The 22440-nt window shown below is 73.0% G+C and carries 24 protein-coding genes; 16 read left to right on the top strand and 8 right to left on the bottom strand.

Going from position 1 to position 22440, the window contains the following annotated elements; translation table 11 throughout:
• The first annotated feature begins 49 nt into the window (after positions 1-49).
• Both AB8A24_RS28255 and AB8A24_RS28250 read left to right on the top strand, forming a co-directional pair.
• On the top strand, positions 50-2314 hold the full coding sequence (locus AB8A24_RS28255) for an AAA family ATPase (RefSeq protein WP_328960166.1): 2265 nt from the start codon (positions 50-52) through the stop codon (positions 2312-2314).
• Positions 2315-2327: 13 nt separating this feature from the next.
• Positions 2328-2705 (top strand): NTP pyrophosphohydrolase, encoded by a 378-nt coding sequence (locus tag AB8A24_RS28250; RefSeq protein WP_369477953.1) that lies wholly within the window; start codon positions 2328-2330, stop codon positions 2703-2705.
• A gap of 53 nt (positions 2706-2758) precedes the next feature.
• On the opposite strand, the gene AB8A24_RS28245 is transcribed toward AB8A24_RS28250, so the two are convergent.
• Entirely contained in the window at positions 2759-3205 is a 447-nt protein-coding gene (locus AB8A24_RS28245; protein WP_328960164.1) for an SH3 domain-containing protein, read from the bottom strand.
• Positions 3206-3639: 434 nt separating this feature from the next.
• On the opposite strand from AB8A24_RS28245, the gene AB8A24_RS28240 reads away from it, so the two are divergent.
• Positions 3640-4014 carry a YbjQ family protein gene (locus AB8A24_RS28240; RefSeq protein WP_030717675.1) on the top strand — a complete coding sequence of 125 codons (375 nt, stop codon included), beginning with the start codon at positions 3640-3642 and terminating at the stop codon, positions 4012-4014.
• Between the two features lie 50 nt (positions 4015-4064).
• Entirely contained in the window at positions 4065-4565 is a 501-nt protein-coding gene (locus AB8A24_RS28235; protein WP_369477952.1) for a GNAT family N-acetyltransferase, read from the top strand.
• A gap of 64 nt (positions 4566-4629) precedes the next feature.
• On the opposite strand, the gene AB8A24_RS28230 is transcribed toward AB8A24_RS28235, so the two are convergent.
• Positions 4630-6423, bottom strand: a complete 1794-nt coding sequence (locus AB8A24_RS28230) for a protein kinase (protein ID WP_369477951.1) — start codon at positions 6421-6423, stop codon at positions 4630-4632.
• A 104-nt stretch (positions 6424-6527) separates the two neighbouring features.
• On the opposite strand from AB8A24_RS28230, the gene AB8A24_RS28225 reads away from it, so the two are divergent.
• Positions 6528-7163: a class I SAM-dependent methyltransferase gene (locus tag AB8A24_RS28225; protein ID WP_369477950.1), complete on the top strand. Its 636-nt coding sequence runs from the start codon at positions 6528-6530 to the stop codon at positions 7161-7163.
• An 86-nt stretch (positions 7164-7249) separates the two neighbouring features.
• On the opposite strand, the gene AB8A24_RS28220 is transcribed toward AB8A24_RS28225, so the two are convergent.
• Positions 7250-8233 (bottom strand): EamA family transporter, encoded by a 984-nt coding sequence (locus AB8A24_RS28220; protein WP_369477949.1) that lies wholly within the window; start codon positions 8231-8233, stop codon positions 7250-7252.
• Positions 8234-8262: 29 nt separating this feature from the next.
• On the opposite strand from AB8A24_RS28220, the gene AB8A24_RS28215 reads away from it, so the two are divergent.
• Genes AB8A24_RS28215 through AB8A24_RS28200 form a run of 4 tightly spaced genes read left to right on the top strand, consistent with a single transcriptional unit; the run spans position 8263 to position 11499 of the window.
• On the top strand, positions 8263-9789 hold the full coding sequence (locus tag AB8A24_RS28215) for a PLP-dependent aminotransferase family protein (protein WP_369477948.1): 1527 nt from the start codon (positions 8263-8265) through the stop codon (positions 9787-9789).
• A gap of 44 nt (positions 9790-9833) precedes the next feature.
• The gene (locus tag AB8A24_RS28210) at positions 9834-10295 is read left to right on the top strand and encodes an LPXTG cell wall anchor domain-containing protein (protein WP_328960158.1); all 462 of its coding nucleotides are present in this window, start codon (positions 9834-9836) and stop codon (positions 10293-10295) included.
• Positions 10296-10303: 8 nt separating this feature from the next.
• On the top strand, positions 10304-10978 hold the full coding sequence (locus AB8A24_RS28205) for a SigE family RNA polymerase sigma factor (protein WP_328960157.1): 675 nt from the start codon (positions 10304-10306) through the stop codon (positions 10976-10978).
• A complete protein-coding gene (locus tag AB8A24_RS28200) occupies positions 10975-11499 on the top strand; it encodes a hypothetical protein (protein ID WP_328960156.1) in 525 nt (174 codons plus the stop codon). The genes AB8A24_RS28205 and AB8A24_RS28200 overlap by 4 nt, the downstream gene beginning before the upstream one ends.
• Before the next feature lie 108 nt (positions 11500-11607).
• On the opposite strand, the gene AB8A24_RS28195 is transcribed toward AB8A24_RS28200, so the two are convergent.
• On the bottom strand, positions 11608-12060 hold the full coding sequence (locus AB8A24_RS28195; protein WP_052872847.1) for a MarR family winged helix-turn-helix transcriptional regulator: 453 nt from the start codon (positions 12058-12060) through the stop codon (positions 11608-11610).
• Between the two features lie 217 nt (positions 12061-12277).
• Here AB8A24_RS28195 and AB8A24_RS28190 point away from each other — a divergent pair, with 217 nt between their 5' ends.
• The 3 genes from AB8A24_RS28190 (at position 12278) to AB8A24_RS28180 (ending at position 15692) form a co-directional block, all read left to right on the top strand.
• Positions 12278-13510, top strand: coding sequence for an MFS transporter (locus AB8A24_RS28190; RefSeq protein ID WP_369477947.1), 1233 nt, complete (start codon positions 12278-12280; stop codon positions 13508-13510).
• A 59-nt stretch (positions 13511-13569) separates the two neighbouring features.
• Positions 13570-13998 carry a heme-binding protein gene (locus AB8A24_RS28185; RefSeq protein WP_328960154.1) on the top strand — a complete coding sequence of 143 codons (429 nt, stop codon included), beginning with the start codon at positions 13570-13572 and terminating at the stop codon, positions 13996-13998.
• A gap of 62 nt (positions 13999-14060) precedes the next feature.
• A complete protein-coding gene (locus tag AB8A24_RS28180; protein ID WP_369477946.1) occupies positions 14061-15692 on the top strand; it encodes a glycoside hydrolase family 20 protein in 1632 nt (543 codons plus the stop codon).
• Positions 15693-15729: 37 nt separating this feature from the next.
• On the opposite strand, the gene AB8A24_RS28175 is transcribed toward AB8A24_RS28180, so the two are convergent.
• Positions 15730-16038 carry a DUF3040 domain-containing protein gene (locus tag AB8A24_RS28175; protein WP_328960153.1) on the bottom strand — a complete coding sequence of 103 codons (309 nt, stop codon included), beginning with the start codon at positions 16036-16038 and terminating at the stop codon, positions 15730-15732.
• A gap of 114 nt (positions 16039-16152) precedes the next feature.
• Positions 16153-16971, bottom strand: coding sequence for an endonuclease I family protein (locus AB8A24_RS28170; protein WP_369477945.1), 819 nt, complete (start codon positions 16969-16971; stop codon positions 16153-16155).
• A gap of 219 nt (positions 16972-17190) precedes the next feature.
• On the opposite strand from AB8A24_RS28170, the gene AB8A24_RS28165 reads away from it, so the two are divergent.
• Positions 17191-17757 (top strand): DJ-1/PfpI family protein, encoded by a 567-nt coding sequence (locus AB8A24_RS28165; RefSeq protein ID WP_030761290.1) that lies wholly within the window; start codon positions 17191-17193, stop codon positions 17755-17757.
• Between the two features lie 125 nt (positions 17758-17882).
• Here AB8A24_RS28165 and AB8A24_RS28160 read toward each other — a convergent pair whose 3' ends face one another.
• Positions 17883-18701, bottom strand: a complete 819-nt coding sequence (locus AB8A24_RS28160) for a glutamate ABC transporter substrate-binding protein (protein ID WP_328960151.1) — start codon at positions 18699-18701, stop codon at positions 17883-17885.
• A 466-nt stretch (positions 18702-19167) separates the two neighbouring features.
• On the opposite strand from AB8A24_RS28160, the gene AB8A24_RS28155 reads away from it, so the two are divergent.
• A complete protein-coding gene (locus AB8A24_RS28155; RefSeq protein ID WP_369477944.1) occupies positions 19168-19710 on the top strand; it encodes a TerD family protein in 543 nt (180 codons plus the stop codon).
• A 157-nt stretch (positions 19711-19867) separates the two neighbouring features.
• Here the strand turns inward: AB8A24_RS28155 and AB8A24_RS28150 are convergent, their stop codons facing one another.
• A complete protein-coding gene (locus AB8A24_RS28150; protein ID WP_369477943.1) occupies positions 19868-20500 on the bottom strand; it encodes a TetR/AcrR family transcriptional regulator in 633 nt (210 codons plus the stop codon).
• A gap of 154 nt (positions 20501-20654) precedes the next feature.
• On the opposite strand from AB8A24_RS28150, the gene AB8A24_RS28145 reads away from it, so the two are divergent.
• The gene (locus AB8A24_RS28145; protein WP_328960149.1) at positions 20655-21509 is read left to right on the top strand and encodes a phosphatase PAP2 family protein; all 855 of its coding nucleotides are present in this window, start codon (positions 20655-20657) and stop codon (positions 21507-21509) included.
• On the top strand, positions 21506-22399 hold the full coding sequence (locus tag AB8A24_RS28140; protein WP_328960148.1) for a hypothetical protein: 894 nt from the start codon (positions 21506-21508) through the stop codon (positions 22397-22399). Before AB8A24_RS28145 ends, AB8A24_RS28140 begins: the two co-directional genes overlap by 4 nt.
• Positions 22400-22440: the final 41 nt, after the last annotated feature.

The raw sequence follows: 22440 nt of genomic DNA, 5'->3' as shown, positions 1-22440 counted from the left end.
CACACCCTCCCGCACGTGAGAATGAGCCATCTCAAACCGGGAGGACCCCATGAGCCAGGAGACCCTGACTCTGCATGACCTGATGCCCGCGCAGGCGCTGGCCGAGTCGATCGACGCCGGGTACGTGACCCGCAAGTCGCACCCCGAACTGCCGCTGTCCATCTACACCTACACACGGACGGCCCAGTACGAACGCGTCTGGAACGACGTCACCACGCGCTGCCGCGGACTCGTCGCCGACGACACCACCGGCGCCGTCGTCGCCCTGCCGCTGCCGAAGTTCTTCAACGTCGGCGAACACGAGTCGGGTCAGCCGTACGCCCCCGCCCTCCCGGACGAGCCGTTCGAGGTCTACGACAAGGTCGACGGCAGCCTCGCCGTCGTCTTCCACTACGCGGGCCGCTGGCGGGTCGCCTCCAAGGGCTCCTTCATCAGCGTCCAGGCGACCTGGGCGCAGCGCACGCTCGACGGCCGGGACACCGGTGCCCTGCGTCCCGGCACCACCTACCTCGCCGAGATCCTGTACCCGCAGAACCGCATCGTCGTCGACTACGGCGACCGCCGGGACCTCGTCCTGCTCGCGGCCTTCGGGCCGGACGGCACGGAGGTCCCGCTCGCCGAGGCCGCCCCGCACTGGGAGGGGATCGGTTCCGTCGTCACGGTGTGGCCCGCCATGCCCCTCGACGAGCTGATCGCGCTGGCCGAGTCCAACACCCTGCCCGGCGGCGCCTCGGCGACCGGCACCCAGGCGGAGGGGTTCGTGCTGCGGTTCGCCTCCGGTGTGCGCGCGAAGGCCAAGCTGACCGAGTACGTACGGCTCCACCGGCTGCTCACCAAGGCCACCGAGCGGGACATCTGGCGCGCCCACGGCATCCAGCGGTTCGCCGGCCTGCCTCTCAAGCAGCTCGCCCAGGGCCTCGGCACCACGGCCGCCGAGATCGAGGCCTCGGGCGGCAAGCCGCTCGACGCGCTGCTCGACCAGGTGCCCGACGAGTTCGACGCGTGGGTGCGCGAGGTGATCGAGCGGCTCGAGTCCGAGGCGGCGCTGCGCGAGCGTGCCATCGACGAGGCGTACGCGGGGCTCGCGCACCTGGCGGCCGACCGGGGAGCCTTCGCGCGTGCCGTGAAGGACCTGCCCGAGCGTGAGGTCCGGGCCGCGATGTTCCTGCGCCTGGACGGCCGGTCCACGGAACTGGCCGTCTGGCGCAACGTGCGGCCGGAGACGTCCGACCCCTTCACGAACGACGAGGAGAACGGACCCGTGTCCGAAGAGACACCCACGAACACGGACGCGAACCCCACCGCGAACCCGACCGCGAACCCGACCGCCGAGGCGACCGCGGGCGAGACCGCGACCCTGGTCGCCGTCGAGGAGCCCCGGCTGCCCGTCGTGCACGTCATGACGGGCCTGCCGGCCTCCGGCAAGACGACGGCCGCGCGCGCCCTGCAGGCCGAGGCCGGTGGCCGCATGCGCCGCGTCAACCTCGACGACCTGCGCCTCATGCTCGACCTCCCGGACCCCGCGCGGGGCCGCAGCTTCCGGCACGAGCAGACCGCGCTGGCCGTCCAGGACGCGGCGGTCCGTGCCGCGGTCGACGGCGGATTCGACGTGGTCGTCGACAACACCCACCTGACCAAGAACATCCCCAAGCGGCTCAAGGCGGCGGTCGGCGGTCTCGCGACCTTCGTCGTGCACGACTTCACCGACGTCCCGCTGGAGGAGTGCCTGCGCCGGGACGCCGCGCGCGAGCGCCAGGTCGGCGAGGAGATCATCCGCATCCTGGCCGAGAAGCACGAGAAGGCGCGGCGGGGAGGCTGGCGGCTGACGTCGGAGTGGATGAACGGCGGGTCGGGCGGGATGGCCGCGCCGCCCGTGACCGAGTACGTCCCCGACCCGGCCCTGCCGGCGGCGGTGATGTGCGACATCGACGGCACGCTCGCACTGACCGGCGACCGGGGCCCGTACGACTTCTCGCGCTGCGAGCTCGACCTGCTCAACGAGCCGGTACGGCACGCCCTCGACGCCTTCCGGCGTGCCGACGGCGACGTCATCGTGCTGCTGTCGGGGCGCGGCGAGGAGCACCGCCCGCAGACGGAGTCCTGGCTGCGGCGCCACGAGGTGCCGTACGACGAGCTGTGGATGCGCGCGGCGGGAGACACGCGCCGTGACGACGTGGTGAAGGCGGAGCTGTTCGACACGCATGTCCGCCACCGGTACGCGGTACGGGTCTCGCTCGACGACCGCGACCGGGTGGTCGCGATCTGGCGCCGGATGGGCCTGCCCACCTGGCAGGTCAACTACGGCGACTTCTGAGGATGGGGCCGGCGTGAACGCGGTGGACGCCACCGATGGCGAGCGGCACGTGCTGATCGTGGACGGCGCGAACGTCGTCGGCTCGGTGCCCGACGGCTGGTGGCGGGACCGGCGGGGCGCGGCCGTCCGGCTGCGCGACCTGCTGGCCGGCCGGGGCGGGGACGAGGAGGTCGTCCTCGTCGTCGAAGGCGCCGCCCGGGGCGTCGAGTCCGTGCCCGGCGTACGGGTGGACTCGGCGCCCGGGAGCGGTGACGACCGGATCGTGGAGCTGGCCGCCACGTACGCGGAGCGCGGCTGCGTCGTGGTCACGGCCGACCGCGAACTGCGGGAACGGGTCCGGGCGTACGGCGTGGAGTGCGTGGGGCCGCGTGCCGTACGCCTGGTGGACTGACTGCCGACCTGCTGCTCCGGCCACCCGCGTGCCCGCCTACCGGCGGGACCGGGTCAGCGGCAGTACTTCACCTCGGAGAGGTTCTTGACGTAGCGCGCGGAGACCCAGCGCTCCTTGTCGTACGCGTGCTTGGGCGCCGCGGCGTCCTGCTCCAAGCTGCTGTTCCGGTCGGCCAGGCGGTACCAGATGCGGTTGCCGTCGACGTTGTCACCGTACTTCTTGCAGTCGATCTCGACCTTGCTGTTCGGGTACACGTGGCCGAGGGACTGCGAGCGGGTGCTCGGCTTGCTGCGGACCGTCAGCGGGCCCTTCGACACGACCTTGCCGGTGACGTGTCGCTCGGGGTAGACACCGGGCTCCGTGGACCCGCCGCCGACGATGATCTCCTGCGGCGGGAGGTTCTCCGGACCGTCGTCGGCGACGGCGGCGCCCGCTCCGACCAGACCGAGAACCAGGCTGCCGGTGGCGAGAGCGAGGGTGGTTCTGGTGGGCTTCAGCATGAGCCGGCTCCTCTACGAAGACATCCACCCGGCCGCGACGCGCGGCACGGGGCGACAACCAGGCGGTTGCCAGGGACGACTATGGCGAGGGTGGGGCGCGTAGCCCCGGTGGCTCACCGTCCTTTAACCCGATATGACCAATTTGCCCCACGGAGGTGCGGGGCCGTGCCCGCCCCCGAACGGGCACGGCCGCGCAGCGGGGCCCCGGGGGACTGGGCCGGTGCCGGCCGGTGAGCCGGCTGAGGAGAATCTACGGCCCGGCCACCCGCGCCGCGCCCATCCAGGGGATGAGACCGGCCTACCACTCAGGGATGCGGCGTCATACAACCTGGGTGGTACTCAAGGAGGTTGAGATGTACCTACGCACCCGTCCGGCGGCGGTCCGCATCCGCTCCGGGGTGCGGGCGGTGGCGGCCCGCGCGAGGGTGGGTGCCATGGGAATCGATGACTACGGCGGCGGCGCCGGCGCACACGAGAGCGGCGTCCTCGTCGTGACGACCAACGACGTCCCCGGCTACCGGGTCGAGCGCGTCATCGGCGAGGTCTTCGGCCTCACCGTCCGCTCCCGCCACCTGGGCAGCCAGATCGGTGCGGGCCTGAAGTCGATGATCGGCGGCGAGCTGAAGGGCCTCACCAAGACCCTGGTGGAGACCCGGAACCAGGCCATGGACCGGCTCATCGAGCAGGCGAAGGCGCGCGGCGGGAACGCCGTGCTGATGATGCGCTTCGACGTCACCGACGCGCAGGACGTCGGGACCGAGGTGTGCGCGTACGGAACGGCCGTCGTCCTCGTCCCCGCCTCGACCTGACCGCTCCCCCCGGCTGTCGAGGGCGCGCACCGGGATGCGATGCTCCCTGCGTGAGCGAACCACGCGAGGTTGTCGTCGTCCGCCGGCCGGGGCGTGCGCTTTCCGCCCGGGACGGGCCGGCCGGGTTGCTGGCCGCGTACCACCTGCGCACGCAGGAGGAGAAGGGCGAGGCCGTCGCCGGCGTGGACGGACTGCCCGACCGCTACCGCGCGGAGATCACGGATCCGCAGGTGGCCTTCGCCGGCGACGCCGTGCTACTGGCGTCGATCGGGGACGCCGTGGTGGGCTGCCTGGTGGTGGCCGCCACCGTGGACGGGCGGTCCGAGGTGAAGAGGCTCTGGACGGCCCCGGAGTTCCGTGGGCTGGGCGTCGCCCGCCGTCTCGTCGGCGCCGCGCTGACGCATGCCGAGGAGAGCGGCCTCAGTGCGGTGCGGCTCTCCGTGTGGCAGTGGCGGGCGGGTGCGATCGCCCTGTACGAACGGCTCGGATTCACCGTCACCGGGTCGTGGGACGAGCGGGACCGGCTGGTCTGCATGGAACGTTCCGTGTGAGGGGAACGCCGCCGGCAGGTGCCCGGTCCGGCTCGTCCGGCTCATGCCCTGCCCGCGGCCGGGCCTACCGCTTCCAGAGCGTCACTTCGGTGAGGTACGTCGGGACCTTGTAGAGCCTGTCCGTCGAGGGCTCGACCCCGACGATCTTGACCATGGCGAGATTGCCCTTGCTGGTGACGGAGCACAGCAGGTCGCCCTGGACGATGGCACTGTCCGCCCCGCCGAGGTCCGACTGCGGCAGCTTGTCGGGAATCGGATCGGTGGCGGCCCCGGTCTCGCACTGTTCGGGGGTGGGGCCCTTGCTCTTGCCGAACGGGGTCACGCTCTCGACGCTGTCGTAGCCCATGGCCAGCTCCCGGTCGTTGTAGCCGATGTCGCCGAACGGAGCCACCTTGGGGAAGTCGAGGTCGACTGCGTTGACCTTGCCGAACTCCCTGGGCGCGAGGAACTTCACGGGCTTGTCCTTGAACACCGCGGTGTAGGTGCGGCCGGACGCCTGGGGTGCGGGGGTCGAGCCGCCGCCCTGCGCCGCCGCCGCGTCCTTCGGGGCCGCGTCCTTCGGCGCCTCCGCCGTCTTGTCCCTGCTGTCGCCTGCGGTCTGCCGTTCGCCGCCCTTGTCGTCCTTGCTCGTGAAGTACCAGGCGCCGCCCGCGGCGAGGGCGACCACCAGGACTCCCGCGCCGACGACGAGGGGAACGCGGCTGCGGCGTGCGGGGGCGGGGGCGGGTGCGGGTGCGGCGGGTACGGCGTAGGCGGGGGCGGTGGGCGCGCCGTACCCCGGGTGGTGCGGGCCTCCCACCGGGCCCTGGGTCGGCGCGTACGCCTGGGGGACCGGCCCGGACGCCTGCGTGGGCGCGTAGGCGGGCCGCGTGGGCTCGGGGGCCACGGTCGGCGTGTACGCCGGGGTGTGCGCAGGCGCAGGGGAAGGAGCCTGGGCCTGGGTCTGCGCCGACCGCTCGCGGCGGGCGATCTCCGCGGTCAGCGGCGCGGGCAGCCAGCCGTCGAAGTCCCGCAGTTCCCGGCCCGCCGCCCGGCCGCACCATTCGGCGAGCTCCGCCGGGGTGGGCCGCTGCTCGGCATCGGAGTGCAGGCAGCGCTCCAACAGCTGGCGCAGCGGCTCCGGGTAGCCGCTCAGGTCCGGTGCCTGCTGCGGGGTGTTGGCTATCGCGGCGGCGATGGACAGCCCCGCGCCGTCGCCGTACGGGTGGCGACCGGTGGCCACGACCGCGGCGATCAGACCCAGCGCGAAGACATCGGTCGCCGCGGTCACCGTCCGGCCGAGCGCGTGCTCGGGGGACATGTACTGCGGCGTCCCGATGAACCCGCCGCTGCGCGTCAGCTGGGTGGTGTCGGTGGCGCGCGCGATCCCGAAGTCGATCACCCACGGGCCGTTGGACCCGAGCAGGATGTTGCTCGGCTTGAGGTCGCGGTGCACCACCGAGGCGGCGTGGATGGAGTGCAGGGCCTGCGCCGTGCAGCCGATCAGCTGGAACACCGCGGACAGCGGCAGCGGGCCGTGCGTGTCGAGGGCGTCGTCGAGCGCCAGGCCCGGCACGAACGCGGTGGCCAGCCACGGCTGTTCGCCACTGGTGTCATGGTCGAGCACCGGCACGATGTGGTAGCCCTGCACCCGGCGGGCGGCCTGCACCTCGCGCTCGAAGCGGACCCGGAAGTCCTGCTCCTGGGCGAAATCACGGCGGATGACCTTGAGGGCGACCGGCTGGTTCCCGCGGGTCCGCGAGAGATAGACGGAACCCATACCGCCTTCGCCGATCTTCGCGAGCAGCCGGTAACCGGCGATCTCCTGCGGATCGCCCGGACCGAGCGGTCTCAGTACGGCGTCGTCGGTGTTGGTCATGGGCTCCCCCTTGATGATCACTGGCATCAGATCCTAACGGGGGAGCGGACCGCCGACGCACCGCGCCGGTACGGTGGTCGCTCCGGAGACGAAGGGGCGGCCCGATGAGTCAACGCAAGTCGGTGGCAGAGGTGTTCGACGATCTGGGGGAGCGCTACGAGGAGGTCTTCGGGCGGGTTCCCGGCCAACTGGCGGCTCTTGACTGGCTCACCGGCCGTTTGCCTGCCGGGGCAAGGGTGTTGGACGTGGGCAGCGGCACCGGACGGCCCACCGCGGAGGCTCTCGTCCGGGCCGGCTGCGAGGTCACCGGCATCGACGTCTCGGCGGCCATGGTCGAACTGGCCCGCGCGAGAGTCCCGCAGGCCCGCTTCGAACAGGCCGACGTACGGACCTACACACCCGTGCGGGCCGACTTCGACGCGGTGTGCTCCTTCTTCCCGCTGCTGGTGATGGACCAGCCGGAGGTCGCGGAGGCACTGGACCGCATGGCGTCCTGGGTCGCGCCGGGCGGATACTTCGTGCTGGCCACGGTGCCGGGGGACATCCGGGGCCTGGACATCGAGTGGATGGGCCACGAGGTCACCGTCAGCAGCCTCTCCACGGCCGACCACCTGGCCCGGCTCGCCGACCTGGGCCTGGAGGTACTCCACCACCACACCGCGCACTTCCGGCCCGCCGACGACCGGGCGGGCCCCGAGGAGCACCTCTTCTGCTACGCCCGCCGGAGCGCGGGTTCATGACGGGGGCGGACGTCGAGTGGAACGCACGCATCCTGCCTACGACGTCGACGCCGCGGTACGCGAGCTGGAGCGGCTGACCGCGGACTTCACGCCGGCAGTGTAGGAGCGGACCGCGGGGCTCGGTCGGGGCGCAGGCCCGCGGCCAGTCCCGCGATCACCACCAGCAGGCCCAGCCACACCGCCGGGCCCGGGACCCCGCTGCCCGCGAGGACCCCCGCACCGGCCGCGGCCAGGGGCGCGACCCCCGTCAGCAGGCCGGCGCGGCCGGCACCCACGGCGGCCACCGTGCGGTACCAGAGCAGGAAGGCCACCGCCGTCACCATGACGGCGAGATAGCCGGCCGCCGCCCACTGGGCCCGGCCGAGCGACGTCAGCTCGGCCGGGCTCTCGAAGACGGCCGTGAGCCCCGCCAGCATCAGCGCACCCAGCCACACCGCGTGCACGGACACCCCCCACGGCCCGTGCCGGCGCAACACCGGCACCGCGAGCAGGGTGAAGGCGGCCTCGCAGCCCAGCGCGAGGGCCGCCCAGGCCACCCCCGCGGCATCCGTCCGGCCCGTCCCCTCGACCAGTACCGCCCCCGCCACCACCACCGGAGCCGCGAGCAGCACCCGGCGGCTGGGCCGGCGCCCCTCCAGGAAGGGGCCGAGCAGTCCCAGCAGGATCGGTACGGAGGCCACCGCGACGGCGATGACGGCCGGTTCGGCGTGTGCGACCCCGCGGACCACGGCCACGTTGAACAGCACCAGCCCGGTCGCCGCGATCCCCGCCAGCCACAGCCACTCCCGGCCGCGCGGCATGTGCACCGGCACCCGGGCGGCCCGGGCCAGGGCGAACAACAGCAGCGCGGCGGCCGCGTACCGGACGGCCTGGGTGGCGAACAGCGGGGCGTCGACGAGCGCCCGCGAGACCGTGACGCTGCTGCCGACCAGCGCCATCCCCGTGATCCCCGGAACCAGGTCACGAAGCGCGGTGGAGCCGCCGGGAGAGTCGGGAGAGGCGGGAGCGGAGGTGGAGGCGGAGGTCGAGGGCGAGGTCAAGGGCGAGGTGGAAGCGGGCTGTGTCTGCATGGGATCCAGCCTGGCCGCACAATGGCCCCATGAGCAGGTCCAATCAAAGTGATACCGAGGGGTCCAAAAGCCCCAGCGGCTCGGACTTCCTCCAGCTCGACGTCGGCCAGGCCCCGCCCGGCGGCCGCACCGAATGGCTGGCGGGCCGGCTCCGCGCCGCCATCGCCGACGGCACCCTCCCGGTCGGCAGCCGGCTTCCGGCCAGCCGGGTCCTCGCCGCCGAACTACGCGTCTCCCGGGGGCTCGTCACCGAGGCCTACCAGCGCCTCGCCGAGACCGGCCAGGTCAGCGGCCGGGGCCGGGGCGGCACCGTGGTCGTCGCCGCGCCACCACCGGCGGCCGCCCCCTCCCGCGCACCCGAGCGCGGCGGGCTCGTGGACGCGCTGCGCGCCGTACCGTGCCGGATCGACCTGTCGCCCGGGGTGCCCGACCTCACCGCCTTCCCCCGTACCGCCTGGCTGCAGGCCGAACGCCGGGTCCTCGCCTCGCTCACCCCGGCCGACTTCGGCTACGGGAACCCCCAGGGCGCACCCGCACTGCGCGAGGCGGTCGTCGGCTGGCTGGCCCGGAACCGGGGGATCCGGGCCGACCCCGACGAGGTGGTCGTCGTCGCGGGCGTCGCCCAGGCGCTGGCGCTGCTCACGCACGTCCTGCGGGAGAAGGGCGTGCACCGGGTCGCCGTGGAGGACCCGGGCTCGCTGGGCGCCCGGCAGCAGCTGGAGTACGGGCGGCTGGAGACGGTCCCCGTACCGGTGGACGAGGCCGGGCTGGACGTGGCCGCGCTGCGGGCGAGCGGCGCCGGGGCCGTCCTGCTCACCCCGGCGCACCAGTTCCCGACCGGGGTCGTCCTCGACGGCGAGCGCCGCCGGGACCTGCTCGGCTGGGCGGCCGCCGGGGGACTGGTCATCGAGGACGACTACGACGCCGAGCACCGCTACGACCGGGCACCCGTTCCCGCCCTGCGCGCCCTGCTGCCCGAGGGGGTCTGCTACGCCGGGAGCGTGTCCAAGCTCCTCGCCCCCGCCCTACGCCTGGGCTGGCTGCTGGTCCCGCCGCGCCTGCGCGACGCCGTGACCGCCGCCAAGCGCTACGCCGACCTCGGCAATCCGGTCCTCGCCCAGCTGGTCCTCGCCCGGCTGATGGACTCCGGCGAGCTGGAACGGCACCTGCGCCACGTCCGGCGCCGTCATCGCCGCCGCCGCGACGCCATGCTCGGGGCGGTCGCCGAACTGCTGCCCGGTGCCCGGGTGCACGGCGCGGCGGCCGGGCTGCACCTGATGGTCACCTTCGACGGCGCCGGCTTCGAGGACACGGACCTGGCCTCGGCGGCCCTGGCCCTGGGCGTGAAGACCCATCCGCTGTCCTGGCACCGGATCCGGCCCGGCCCGCCGGGGCTGATCCTCGGCTACGCGGCGGGCTCGACGGGAGAGATCGAGGAGGGCATCGCCGCCCTGGCCACAGCGCTGTCGAGCGTGGCCGCGCCGGCGGAAACCGGTCGGAAAGTTTTTCCGGAACGGCGGCAACCTCCCGGGGGGTCGCGCGTCGTGCGGGGGTGAAGGGGCGCAGTCCCGCGTCCTCGACCCGACCGTGGAGAACCACCGTGAAGAACCTGTTGCGCGTCCCCCTGGCCCTCCGCCGGACGACGGCCGTCACCGCTGCCGCCGCCGGAGTGGCCGTCGCCCTCGCCGGCCCGGCCTTCGCCGCGAGCGGCGGCTCGGCCGCGCCCTCCCCGGCCGTCAGCGTGCCCGCGAGTGCCTCACCCAGCGCGAGCGCGGTCAAGCCCTCCCCGTCGGTGAGTACCCCGCCGAGCGCGGGATCGGACACGCGGAGCGCGTCCCCCAGCGCCGCCCCCAGCGCGTCCCCCAATGCCGGCCCGTCGACCCCGGGGTCGGGCGTCCGACCCAGCGCGTCGCCCTCCGAGCCGGCCGCCGCCCCCGGCACCCCGGAGCTCGCGCATACTGGCTCCTCGGCGACCACCGTCGCCATGGGCGCGGGGGCCACCGGTCTGGTCCTGGCGGGCGCGGGAGCCCTGTACGCCGTGCGGCGCCGCGCGAACAGCTGAGGAATCCCGTGCTCCAACTGGCATCACCCGTCGGCCCCCTCACGCCCGGCTTCGGCCGGGCGTGGCGGGGCCTTTGGTCGTTGCTGCGCCGCGAGCGCTCGGCCCCGGCCACCTCCCCGCGGTCGCGCCCGGACCCGTACGGATCCTCGTACGGGCCCCCGTACACCTACGACCACACGGGCCTCGGCGCAGCGCGGCCGCCCACCGTCACCGACCTCTACCACGCGCACCGGCTGCGGATGGTCCGGCTCGCGGTGCTGCTCGTCGACGACCTGGCCACCGCCGAGGACGTGGTCCAGGACGCCTTCACCGCGCTGTACCGGCGGCACGGGGAGCAGATCACCGAGGTCGACAACGCGCTGGGCTACCTGCGTACCGCGGTGGTCAACACCTCGCGCTCGGTGCTGCGCCGCAGGCGGACCGTCCGGGCCTGGACCCCGCCGAAGGCGGCCGACATACCGTCCGCCGAGGACCACGTGGTCCTCGACGAGGCGCACCGCGAGGTACTCGCCGCGCTCGGCCGGCTCACCCCGCGCCGCCGCCAGGTGCTGGTGCTGCGGTACTGGGCCGATCTCAGCGAGGCGGAGATCGCGGCCACCCTCGGGATCAGCCGGGGAGCGGTGAAGTCCAACGCCAGCCGCGGCCTGGACGCCCTGGAACGGATTCTGGAGGGACGGATATGACGCGTGACGGCGAACGCCTCGCCGAGCGCCCCGTCGAGCGCCGGCTGCGGGAGGCCCTCGACGCGCGCGCGGAGGGCATCGACGTCCGACGGTTGCGGCCCGCGGAGCCGCCGGGGGCGCACCTGGGACGGCTGCCGATGGCCGGGCTGCGGCGGTTCGCCCTGCCGCTGGCGGGCCTGGCGGCGGCAGCGGCGGTCGCCGGGATCGGCTACCTGTTGTCGGCCCCCGATCCGGCGCCCGGCCCCGTGCCGCCGGCCACCCCGCCGAGGATCACGGCCCCCGGCCCCTCCTCGGAGCACCCGACCTCACCCGCACCGCGGCCGTCGGGTTCGGGGGAGCGGAGCCCCGGCGTGGACTCCTCGGGGAGCCCGGCCGCTTCCTCGACCCCCAGCCGGTCGGGGAGCCCGTCGGCCCCGGTCTCGCCCAGCCGGTCGGGAGCGGCGTCGCCCTCGGCGAGCCCGTCCGGGGCGCGCGGAGGCATCGTGACGTCCTCGCCACCGCCGAGCGCCGCCCCGCGCTGAGGCGGTCCGGCCCCGGGGCGCCCCCCGGCCCGGCCCCGGCCGCTCAACGCGATGGCGATGGGCGACGACACGGCGCGGGCACTCGGCGCGCACCTGATCAGCGCCGGGTCAGCGCCGGAGGTTTTCCACCGCCGCCACCAGCGGGGCGAGTTCCGGGTTGAGCGAGGCCTCGTCGAGCGCCTCGCGCAGGGCGGTGTCGTTGGTGGGGCGGGCGGCGGCCAGGAGGGCCAGGCCCGCCTCGCTGACGTCGGTGTAGATGCCCCGCCGGTCGGTGTCGCAGATGTAGCGGTTCAGCAGGCCGCGGTCCTCCAGCCTGCTCACCAGCCGGGTCGTCGCGCTCTGGCTGAGCACCACCGAGTCGGCGACCTGGTGCATCCGCAGGTGTCCGCCCGGGCCGTTGTGCTGGCGACTGAGCACGTCCAGCAGCGAGTACTCGCGCACGCTGAGTCCGTGGCCCGCCTGCAGGGCCCGTTCGATGTGTGCCTCGATCCGCCCGTGCAGGAGGGAGAGGGCGCACCAGCCCTGGGAGAGGGCGGTGAGCGCGCTGTCCGTGGCCGTCATGGGCTCCTCCATCGAAGCGTCCCTGGCTGGGTCTGTGTCCCCCAGGATAGTCCACATACGCAATAGCCCGCGCTTGCAAATATCCCGCGTCTGCAATTAATGTGGACGCATGCAATCGGCGACCGCAATCAGCGGTACCCGGTCGTGACCGGCCGGGATCCCGCCCACGCCGCCGTTGCACCGCGCACCACCCCCTCCCCTGAAGGACACCTCCCCCATGCCTCTCGCACTCCTCGCCCTCGCCGTCGGGGCCTTCGGGATCGGCACCACCGAATTCGTGATCATGGGCCTGCTCCCCGAGGTCGCCGGCACGTACGGGGTCTCGATCCCCACCGCGGGCTTCCTGGTCACCGGCTACGCCCTCGGCGTCGTCCTCGGCGCGCCCCTCATGACCGTGCTCGGCACCCGCATTCCCCGCAAGCGCATGCTGATGCTGCTCATGGGCCTCTTCATCGCGGGCAACGTGCTCTCCGCCCTCGCCCCCGCCTTCGGCGTCATGCTCGCCGGCCGCGTCGTCGCCTCGCTCGCCCACGGCGCCTTCTTCGGCATCGGCGCGGTCGTCGCGGCCGAGCTCGTCGCCCCCGAGAAGAGGGCCGGCGCGATCGCCATGATGTTCACCGGACTGACGGTCGCCAACGTCATCGGCGTCCCGCTCGGCACCTTCGTCGGCCAGACCCTCGGCTGGCGCGTCACCTTCCTGATCGTCGCCGCGCTCGGTGTCGCCGGTCTCCTCGGCATCGCCCGGCTGGTGCCCGACCTGCCCCGGCCCGAGGGCGGCGTACGGATCCGCAATGAGCTCGCCGCCTTCCGCAACGTCCAGGTGCTGCTCGCGATGGCGATGACCGTCCTCGGCTTCGGCGGCGTCTTCGCCGCGATCACCTACGTGACCCCGATGATGACGAACGTCGCGGGCTTCGCCGACACCTCCGTCACCTGGCTCCTCGTCCTCTTCGGCCTCGGCATGGTCGCCGGCAACCTCATCGGCGGACGGTACGCAGACCGCGCGCTGATGCCGATGCTGTACGTGGCCCTGGGCGCCCTCGCCGTCACCCTCGCCGTCTTCACCCTGACCGCCCACACCAAGGCCGGCGCGGCCGTCACCCTCGTACTGATCGGCGCCCTCGGCTTCGCCACCGTGCCCCCGCTCCAGAAACGCGTCCTGGACCAGGCCGCCGGCGCGCCCACCCTGGCCTCGGCCGTCAACATCGGCGCCTTCAACCTGGGCAACGCGCTCGCCGCCTGGCTCGGTGGGCTGGTGATCGCCGCCGGCCTCGGCTGGACCGCCCCCAACTGGGTCGGCGCCACCCTCGCCGCCTCCGCCCTGGTGCTCGCCCTCGTCTCCGGCGCACTGGAACGCCGTACGACGCGCCGCTCGGCCCGTGGCGACCGGGGCACGGTCGTGGCGGCCGGCGCACCCGGAACGACCGCGGCCGTCCCGGCCCACCACTGATCCCACCACTGATTCCCCCCGCGTACGCACGCACCCCCACCCGCAAGGAGAGACCCCGCATGTCCACCCCCACCCGTACCGCCGTCGCCCCCCTGGCCACCGAGGACGCCGAGCTGCTCGTCGCGACCGCCGCGGCCGCCGCCGAAGCGGCCGGGGCCACGGTCAGCGTCACCGTCCTCGACGCCGGCGGGCACCTGCTCGCCTTCCGCCGCGACGACCGCGCCGTGCTGATCTCCGGCGAGACCAGCACCCGCAAGGCCTACACCGCGCTCCAGCTGAACGCCCCCACCGCCGACCTCGTCGAAGCCGTCCGGCCCGACGGTCCCTTCCACACCCTGCCCACGGCCCTCGACCGGCCGCTGCTGTTCATCGCGGGCGGGCTGCCCGTCCACCGCGACGGCCGCCTCATCGGCGCCATCGGCGTCGGCGGCGGCGCCCCCGACCAGGACCACGGTTTCGCCGTCGCCGCGCGGGATGCCCTGGTCTGAGCCCGCCGGGTCGCGCGCCCGTGTCCCCCGTGGCACGTTGGTACGGGGGGCACGCACCCATGATGAGCACACAGAGGCGACACACGAGGGTCCACACCATCGCGACGGCCACGGTCGCCGCGCTGGTCACCCTTGCCCTCCCGGGCTGCACGGCCGCCTCCGACGAGGCCCCCGCCCCCAGTGCCCCGGGTTCCTCCACGACGGCGGCGCGCCCGGCCGAGGCCGCCCCCACTCCCACCCCCAGCCCCACGCCGACCCCGTCGTACCCGCTGTCCACCGCCCCGCGCACCATCCCGGCGGTGCGGGAGCACGTACCCGCCCGCGGCCCCGGCTGGAAGCCCACCCCGGACGCCCGCGTGGTCGTCGCCCCGGACGACACCGCCGCCCTCTCCGACGAGGCCCAACTGCTGGCCGGTGAACTGAACATCGGCTACGGCAAGTCGGCCGCGCCGCGCGCCGGGGACGTGGAGCTCTCCCTGGACGCGGGGGCCGCGGGAGGGCCCGAGTCGTACACCCTCGACGTCAAGGACGGCCGCGTCCGCATCAACGGCCCCGACCAGGCCGGGGTCTTCTACGGCACCCGGACCCTCAAGCAGGCGGTCAAGAGCGCCGGTTCGGCCCCCGAGGGCACCGTGCGCGACGCCCCCGCCAAACCGCAGCGCGGCCTCAACCTCGACATCGCCCGCAAGTTCTACACCCCGGACTGGATCGAGGACCGGCTGCGCGAGATGGCCGACCTCAAGCTCAACCAGCTCGGCCTGCACTTCTCCGACGACCAGGCCTTCCGGATCCAGTCCGACACGCACCCCGAGATCGTCTCCACCCCGCACCTCACCAAGGCCCAGGTCCGCGAGATCAACGCGCTCGCCGCCCGGTTGCACATCACCGTGGTCCCCGAGATCGACTCGCCCGGTCACCTCGGCGCGGTCCTGCGCGCCCACCCCGACCTGCAGCTGCGCGACACCCAGGGGCGTGTGGTCAAGGGCGCCGTGGACATATCCAACCCGGCGTCCGCCAAGCTCGTGGACGAGCTGCTGCGCGAGTACATACCGCTCTTCCCCGGCGGAGCCTGGCACCTGGGCGCCGACGAGTACCAGGCGCTGGTCTACCGCGACCCGCAGGCCTCCTTCCCGCAGCTCGCCCGCGCCGCCCAGCAGCGGTACGGGCCCTCCGCGCGGGTCCAGGACCTGGCGACGGGCTGGCTGAACGACCGCGCCGCCGTGGTCCGGCCGTCGGGGAAGGCCCTCAAGGCGTGGAACGACGGGTTCTTCGCGGGCGGCGTGACGAGCGCCGCGAAGGACATCCAGGTCGAGTACTGGACCGGCAAGGAGAACGGCGCCCGGCCGCCGCTGGAGTACCTGCGCGAGGGCCGCAAGCTCGTCAACCTCAACGACGAGTACCTCTACTACGTACTGGGTCAGCCCAACCAGTTCACGTACCCCACCGGGCAGCGGATCTACGAACAGTGGACCCCGCTCGTACTGCGCGGCACGACCCCCGTCCCGGCCTCGTACGGGCCGCAGATCCTGGGCGGGCGCCTCGCCATCTGGAGCGACCTGGCCGGCGCCCAGACCCAGGCCCAGGTGGCCGCGGGCATCCAGGCTCCGCTGGCCGCACTCTCCCAGAAGGTGTGGGACGCGCGGACGCCCCAGCTGCCCTGGGTCGACTTCAAGGCCCTCGCCGACCGGCTCTGACCCGGCCGGTCCGCCCCCGGCCTGTGCTGTCCGTCGGTCATATCCGCTCGGTACGGTCGACGCGCTGCCGGCGGCGCCGGAGCCACTGGCCGACCAGCGGCAGCGCCAGGATCACCGCTGACGTCCAGACCGCGGCGAAGACCCAGATCAGGAGTCGGGAGACGGTGACCGAGGCCGCCACGAACAGCACCGCCGCCACCGCACCGAGCAGCCAGGCTGCCACGATGCGCTGACGCCGGTGCGACGTGGACCGCAGGATCCGGTCGAGGGAACGATCACCCTTGAGTTCGGCCTCGATCGCGGAGAGGGCGCGTTGCTCGCGATCGGAGAGTCCGGCTCCGTCCATCACGACGTACCTCCGCCGGCTGCTGCCGTCGGGCGCGGGTCGCAGCCTCTGGCCTGGGAATACCCTGCCTGACGCGGCCCAACCCCCGGAGGACGTCGTGACTGCGGGCCCCGGTCACCAGATGGAGTTGACCCACTCCGGGTGGTCGATGAACGGGTTGCGGTTGTGCTGGTACTGGTCGAATATGACCTGGTTCCGGCGCTGCTCGAAGGCGTCCGGCGGGTCCATCTGGTTCCACTGCTTCAGCAGGCTGATCCGGCCGAAGAGGGGCGCGGAGCCGTTGTTGACCTTGTCGTTCATCTCCAGGTCCGCGAAGCCGTCACCCCCGTCGTAGCGGACGGCCATGTAGAGCAGCATCCGCGCCACGTCGCCCTTGACCGCGTCGCGCGGCTCGAAGGAGTCGGCGTCGGTCAGACTGCCCGGCGCCTCGCCGACGGGGCTGCCGCCCTTGTCGAAGTCCTTGTTGCCCCGGGTGCTGTTGACGGTGACGTCCTCGGGGCGCAGGTGGTGCAGGTCGGTGCCCGGACCGGTGGCCGTGCCGAAGTCACCGTGGCTCTTGGCCCAGACGTGCTCGCGGTTCCAGTCGTTGACCCCGCCGCCGTTCGTCGTCTTGGACTGGGAGCGGCCGGAGTAGACCAGGATGACGTTGTTGGGGTTCGCCGGGTCCTGGTCGGTCACCTTCAGGGCGTTCCACACGCCGTCGTAGGTCACCTTCGACTGGATCTTGATGATGTCGTGCAGGGCGGTCTTCAGCGCGGGCCCGGTCTTGCCCTGGGCGTTCGCGTAGTAATCCGCGTACGGGTCCGTCGTGGCGGCCGTCGGGTTCTCGGCGGCGGTGGTGCCCTGCTGGCCGGCGGACGCGGCCGCCGGTATGCCGATCAGGGCGGCGGCGGCGAGGGCGGCCGCCCAGGGGGTCATGCGCGAGATCTTCATCAGGTGGGGGGTACCTCTCCCTACGCACCGTCCCCGCCCGGGGAATTGGCGGAGTGTCAGTGGCACAGCGAGGGTCACATTGTCATGTGCCGAACAGGTGAAAACCACGTGTCGGTAGTGGGGGACCTTGGTGTGTGCCGACCGTCCGCCGCGGGCAGGGTAGCGATGGCCCCGGGGCGGGGCCGCACCGACTCTGACCGGCCCACTCGGGAGCAGCCCATGGCAGTGAAGATCCTCATCGTGACCGGCGACGCCGCCGAATCGCTGGAGGTCCTGTATCCGTACCAGCGCCTGCGCGAGGAGGGCTACGAGGTTCACATCGCGGCGCCGCAGGTGAAGAAGCTGCGGTTCGTGGTCCACGACTTCGAGGAGGGCTTCGACACCTACACCGAGAAGCCCGGCTACACCTGGCCCGCCGACCTGGCCTTCGCGGACGTGGTCACCGAGGACTACGCGGCTCTGGTCGTCCCGGGCGGCCGGGCCCCCGAGTACCTGCGCAACGACCCCGAGGTGCGCCGGATCCTGGCCGCCTTCGCGGAATCCGACAAGCCGATCGCCCAGATCTGCCACGGCCCGCTCATCACGGCCGCGGCCGGGGGCCTGACCGGCCGGCGGGTGACCGCGTACCCGGCGCTGGAACTGGACATGAAGGCGGCCGGGGCCGAGTTCGAGGACTCCGAGACCGTGGTCGACGGCACCCTGGTCTCGGCCCGGGCCTGGCCGGACCACTCGCGCTGGATGCGGGAGTTCCTGACCGTGCTGCGCGGCAAGGCCCCGGTGGCCTGAGCGGGAGCACGGATCACACCGACGGCCGTGACCCCCGTGCGAGGGGGTCACGGCCGTCGGGGCGTGCGGGCGGGGCCGATTTCAGGCCGGACGCAAGCGCGCCGACCCCGCCGCCTCGACGGGCGTCAGCTCACGGGGGTGATCGCCGGAGCCGGCTCGTACTTGTAGTTCGCGCCGAAGTTCTTCTTCACGGCCGCCTCCCAGGAGCCGTCCGCGACCATCTTCTTCAGCGCGTCGTTGATCTTGCGCTGGAGCTCCTTGTTGCCCTTCTTGACCCCGATGCCGTAGTTCTCGTTGCTCAGGCTCGTGCCGAGCAGCTTGAACTTGCCCTCGTTGCCCTTCCGGGCGGCGTACCCGGCCAGGATGGAGTTGTCGGTGGTCATGGCGTCGACCCGGCTCTCCTGGAGCGCGACGACGCAGTCCGCGTAGCCGCTCATCTCCAGCAGGCCCGCCTTGGGGGCGAGGTTCTTGCGGAGGTTCTCGGCCGAGGTGGAGCCGCTGACCGAGCACAGGCTCTTCGAATTGAGGTCCTCGGCCTTGGTGATCGAACCGTCGTTGGCGCGGGTCAGCAGATCCTGGTGCGCGACGAAATACGGGCCGGCGAAGTCGACCTTCTCCTTGCGCTTCTCGTTGATCGAATAGCTCGCGACGACGAACTTGACCTCGTTGTACTGGATCAGCAGTTCGCGGTCGTTGCTGTAGACCTGCTTGAATTCGATCTTGTTCGGCTTGTAGCCGAGCTCCTTGGCCACGTACGTCGCGACATCGACGTCGAATCCGGAGAAGGTGCCGTCGGTTTCCCGCATGCCTATGCCAGGCTGGTCGAACTTGATGCCGATGGAGAGGGTCCCGTCTCCCTGGTCCCCATCGTCGAAGACGCACCCGGAGGCGGTCAGGGCGATCGCGATCACTGCGGCGACCGCACCGGCCTGGGGAACCTTCATGCTGCACTCTTTCCTGGGGAACGCGGGACGCGTCACCGGGATCGCCGGGGGCGTGTGGAACCGCGCGAATGTGGGGACGTGGGGACGCGTGTACGAGGAAGCTAGGAAGCGGACGGGCTCACCGTCACTAGATTTGAGGAAAACTTGAGGATAACGATCCGGTTCAGCTGCAGATCATGCGGTTGCCCCGGGCCGTAGTGGGGGAAAGGGGCGGCCCGGGAACGCCCGTGGTGCGATGGGGTGGGAATGCGCCGCTATTGGGCGAAGAGGCGCAAATCAGCTTTGTCCAGATTTCACCGCTGCCGAATTCGGTACGCACGGTCCATCCGGGCCCGGCGAGATCCGGAAGGGGCGGCCTGGGTGACCGAACCGGCCGAAATGGCCGGAAGCGTACGATCGTTCGGGCCGGGTCGGGGGGCTCGTGGGATCATGGGCGGGCAATGCCTGTGAACGAAGGGGGAGTTCGGTGAGCGGTGTACGCAAGGGACTGGCCAGGGTGGAGTTCGCGCTGCGGTGGGACCCCAGCCCGACGGGCACACCCGCGAACGACCTCGACATCGTCGCCGCCGTCTTCGGCGCCGAGGACCTCCACGGGACGCCCGTCCAGCTGGTGCACTTCGGCAGTCGGTCGCCCGACGGAACCATCACCTTGAACCGGGACAGTCACACCGGCCAGGGCTTCGGCTTCGACGAGGTGATGACCATCGAGCTGGACCGGATGGCGCCGGCGTCGAGTCGGGTGGTGGTCGGTGTCGTCATCCAGAACGCCGAAGCCGGCGCGGCGGGCCGTACGAAGACCTTCGCCGACATCGGCGGCACCGGATTCCGGATCCGCGAGGGCCACGCCGACCTCGCCCAGGGTGACTTCACCGCCGTGGCCTCCGCCACCGCGGCCACCGTCGCCGAGTTCACCCGCGACGCCTCGGGCGCCTGGTCCTTCGACCTGCGGCTGCACGGCTACGAGGTCGACCCCGAGGTGTTCGCGCGGACCATGGGCGCGCTCCGCTGAGGCCGGCCGCCCGGGCCGGTGCGGAGCCGCACGGATCGGGCGGCGACCACTCCTGGGGCGAGTGGTCGCCGCCCGATCCGGGTGACGCGCTGCCGCCGTCCCCACGAGGCAGCGCGGGCAGGTCGCCGTCAGGTCATCAGGACGGCGGCCCGCCGGTTCAGGGGGCCTGGTCGGCCGGGGGCCCGGTGGGGCGGGGAGGCGCGAGACCCAGGGACGGGAGCAGCACGGCGTCGACGAACCGGACCAGGTAGTCGGCGTCCGCGTACCGCCCTTCCAGCACCGGCCGGATCCGGAGCACGCCCATCAGCTGGGCGGGCAGGAACTCCACGGCCGGATGGTCCGCGTCGATCTCGCCGCGTGCCACGGCCCGTCCGACCATCTCGTCGAAGGCGGCCAGTTCCGGCTCGACCAGCGCCTCGCGCAGGGCGGCCTGGAGTTCCTCGTCGCTGAGCACGGCGTGCCCGAGGGCCTGCGTCAGTCGGGTGTCCCTGCCTGAGGTGCCGGCCGCGATCCGGGCGGCTTCACGCAGATCGCCCGCCAGTGAGCCGGTGTCCACGGCGACGAGGGTGCCGCGGCGGCCCGCACGCAGGGCGGCGGCGACGAGCTGGGGCTTGGTCTTCCACTGCCGGTAGAGCGTCGACTTGCCGCAGCTGGCCCGGGCGGCGACGCCCTCCATGGTCAGGGCCTCGTAGCCGTGCTCGCGCAGCTGCTCCAGGACCGCGTCGTAGAACTCCTGCTCACGCTCCGGGGTGATCTTGGAGCGGCGCGCGGGGGACGGCGTCGTCGTCATGGATGCGGCTCTCCTCTGGGGGCGCCTCGGCGGCAGGTTCCACTACGGAAGTGTACGGGAACGCGACCGTATCGGTACACCAGCGTATCGATACGCCAATGTATCGATACACTGGCGTGTCGCTGTGCGCGTAAACAGGAAGAGAGACCGGGGGATGAGCTCCCACACCACACCTGCCGAGCCGGCAGCCGGACCGAGAGCCGCGCGCCGCCGCCTCATACGCGAGCTGCTGCTCGTCGCGGGATTCTTCACCGTCTACAAGGCGGGCCGGCTGCTCTCGACCGACCGCACCGAAGACGCCTTCCGCAACGCGGCGCGCATATGGGACGCGGAGCGCTTCCTGCACCTGCCCGGCGAGGGCGCGATACAGCGGCTGCTGCTGCACGGGGACGCCCTCGTCACCACTGCGAACACCTACTACGCGGGCGTCCACTTCCCGGCGACCGCGCTCTTCCTGATCTGGCTCTACCTCCGCCGCCCCGCCCACTACCTGTGGACGCGCCGCGTACTCGCCGGACTCACCGGAGCCGCCCTCGCCCTGCACCTGGCCTTCCCGCTCGCGCCCCCACGCCTGCTCGACGCCGCGGCGCTCATCGACACCGCCCAGGTCTACGGCCCCTCCGTGTACAAGGCCGCACCGGCCGAGGACACCCTGGCGAACCAGTTCGCCGCCATGCCCTCACTGCACTTCGGCTGGGCGCTGATGCTCGCGCTCGGCATGATCGCCGCCACCTCCTCGCGGTGGCGCTTCCTGTGGCTGCTGCACCCGCTGCTGACCCTGCTGGTGATAGTCGGCACCGCCAACCACTACTGGCTCGACGCCGTCGTGGCCGCCGTCCTCCTCTGGGCGGCCCTGCTGCTCATCCCGAAGCCGCGCCCGAGCGACCCGGATCCGGACCCGGACGCCGGCCCGGACCAGGGATCGGCCTCGGAGCCGGTCCTGGACATCCCCGTACGAGGCCTGCCGCGCCCGCGGAGCGTGGACGCGGCCGTAGGAGCCGGACAATGAACGACACCGCCCTCGCCGTCGGGCTCTGCCTCGCGTCGGCCGTGGCCTACGCGGCCGCCGCCGTCGCCCAGGAACGCCTCGCCCGGGCCGCCGTCGCGCGCAGCGCCAAGGCCCTGCTGGGCTCCGGCGCCTGGTGGTGGTCGGCCGGGCTGAACGCCGCCGCCGCGCTCCTGCACGCGGCGGCCCTGCGGTACGGCCCCCTCACCCTGGTGCAGCCCCTCGGAGCGCTCACCCTGGTGGCCGCCGTCCCGCTGGGGGCGCGCAGGGCCGGCCGCCGGGTGGCGACCACCGAATGGCGGGGCACCCTGGCCACCGTCGCCGGGCTCGGCCTGCTGCTGCTCCCGGCCTCCGGGCCGGCCCCCGACGACACCCTCACGCTGATCGAGGCGCTGGCCGTCTCCGGCGCGACCCTCGCCGTGATCCTGATGCTGACCGCCGACAAGGACCCGCGCTCGGGCCTGCGCCACGCGACCGCCTCCGGGCTGGCCTCCGCGGCGGCCTCGGCCCTGACCCAGACGGTGGCCGTGGCGGCCGGTCGCGGCGGAGCCCTGCTCAGCGTCCGGGTCGTCGCGGTGGCCCTGCTCGTCGTCGTGTTCGCGGTCGGCGGGATGCTGCTGTCGCAGCGGGCCTACCGCGGCGGACTCGGCGCCCCGCTGGCCGTGGTGAACCTGGCCAACCCGCTGGCCGCGGCAGTCATCGGCATGGTCCTGCTCGGCGAACGGCTGCAAGGCGGCGTGCCGGGTCTGTTGTTGGCCGGAGCCGGAGCCTTCCTCGCGGCGCGCGGAGTGCTCCTGCTCACCCGGACGACGCCCTCCGCCGGGCCGGGTCCGGGCGCCGGCCCCCACCCCGGTGCGGAGCTCTCCGTGCAGGTCGGCCGCGTGGCGGTCTGAGCGTCGGAGAACCGATCCACTCCCGGGCGCGTCCTCCCAGG

The organism is Streptomyces sp. BF23-19 (genome assembly GCF_041106355.1).
GTDB classification, from domain to species: domain Bacteria; phylum Actinomycetota; class Actinomycetes; order Streptomycetales; family Streptomycetaceae; genus Streptomyces; species Streptomyces virginiae_A.
Note: the sequence above shows the minus strand (reverse complement) of the source record. Positions and strands in the feature narration are given on the sequence as shown.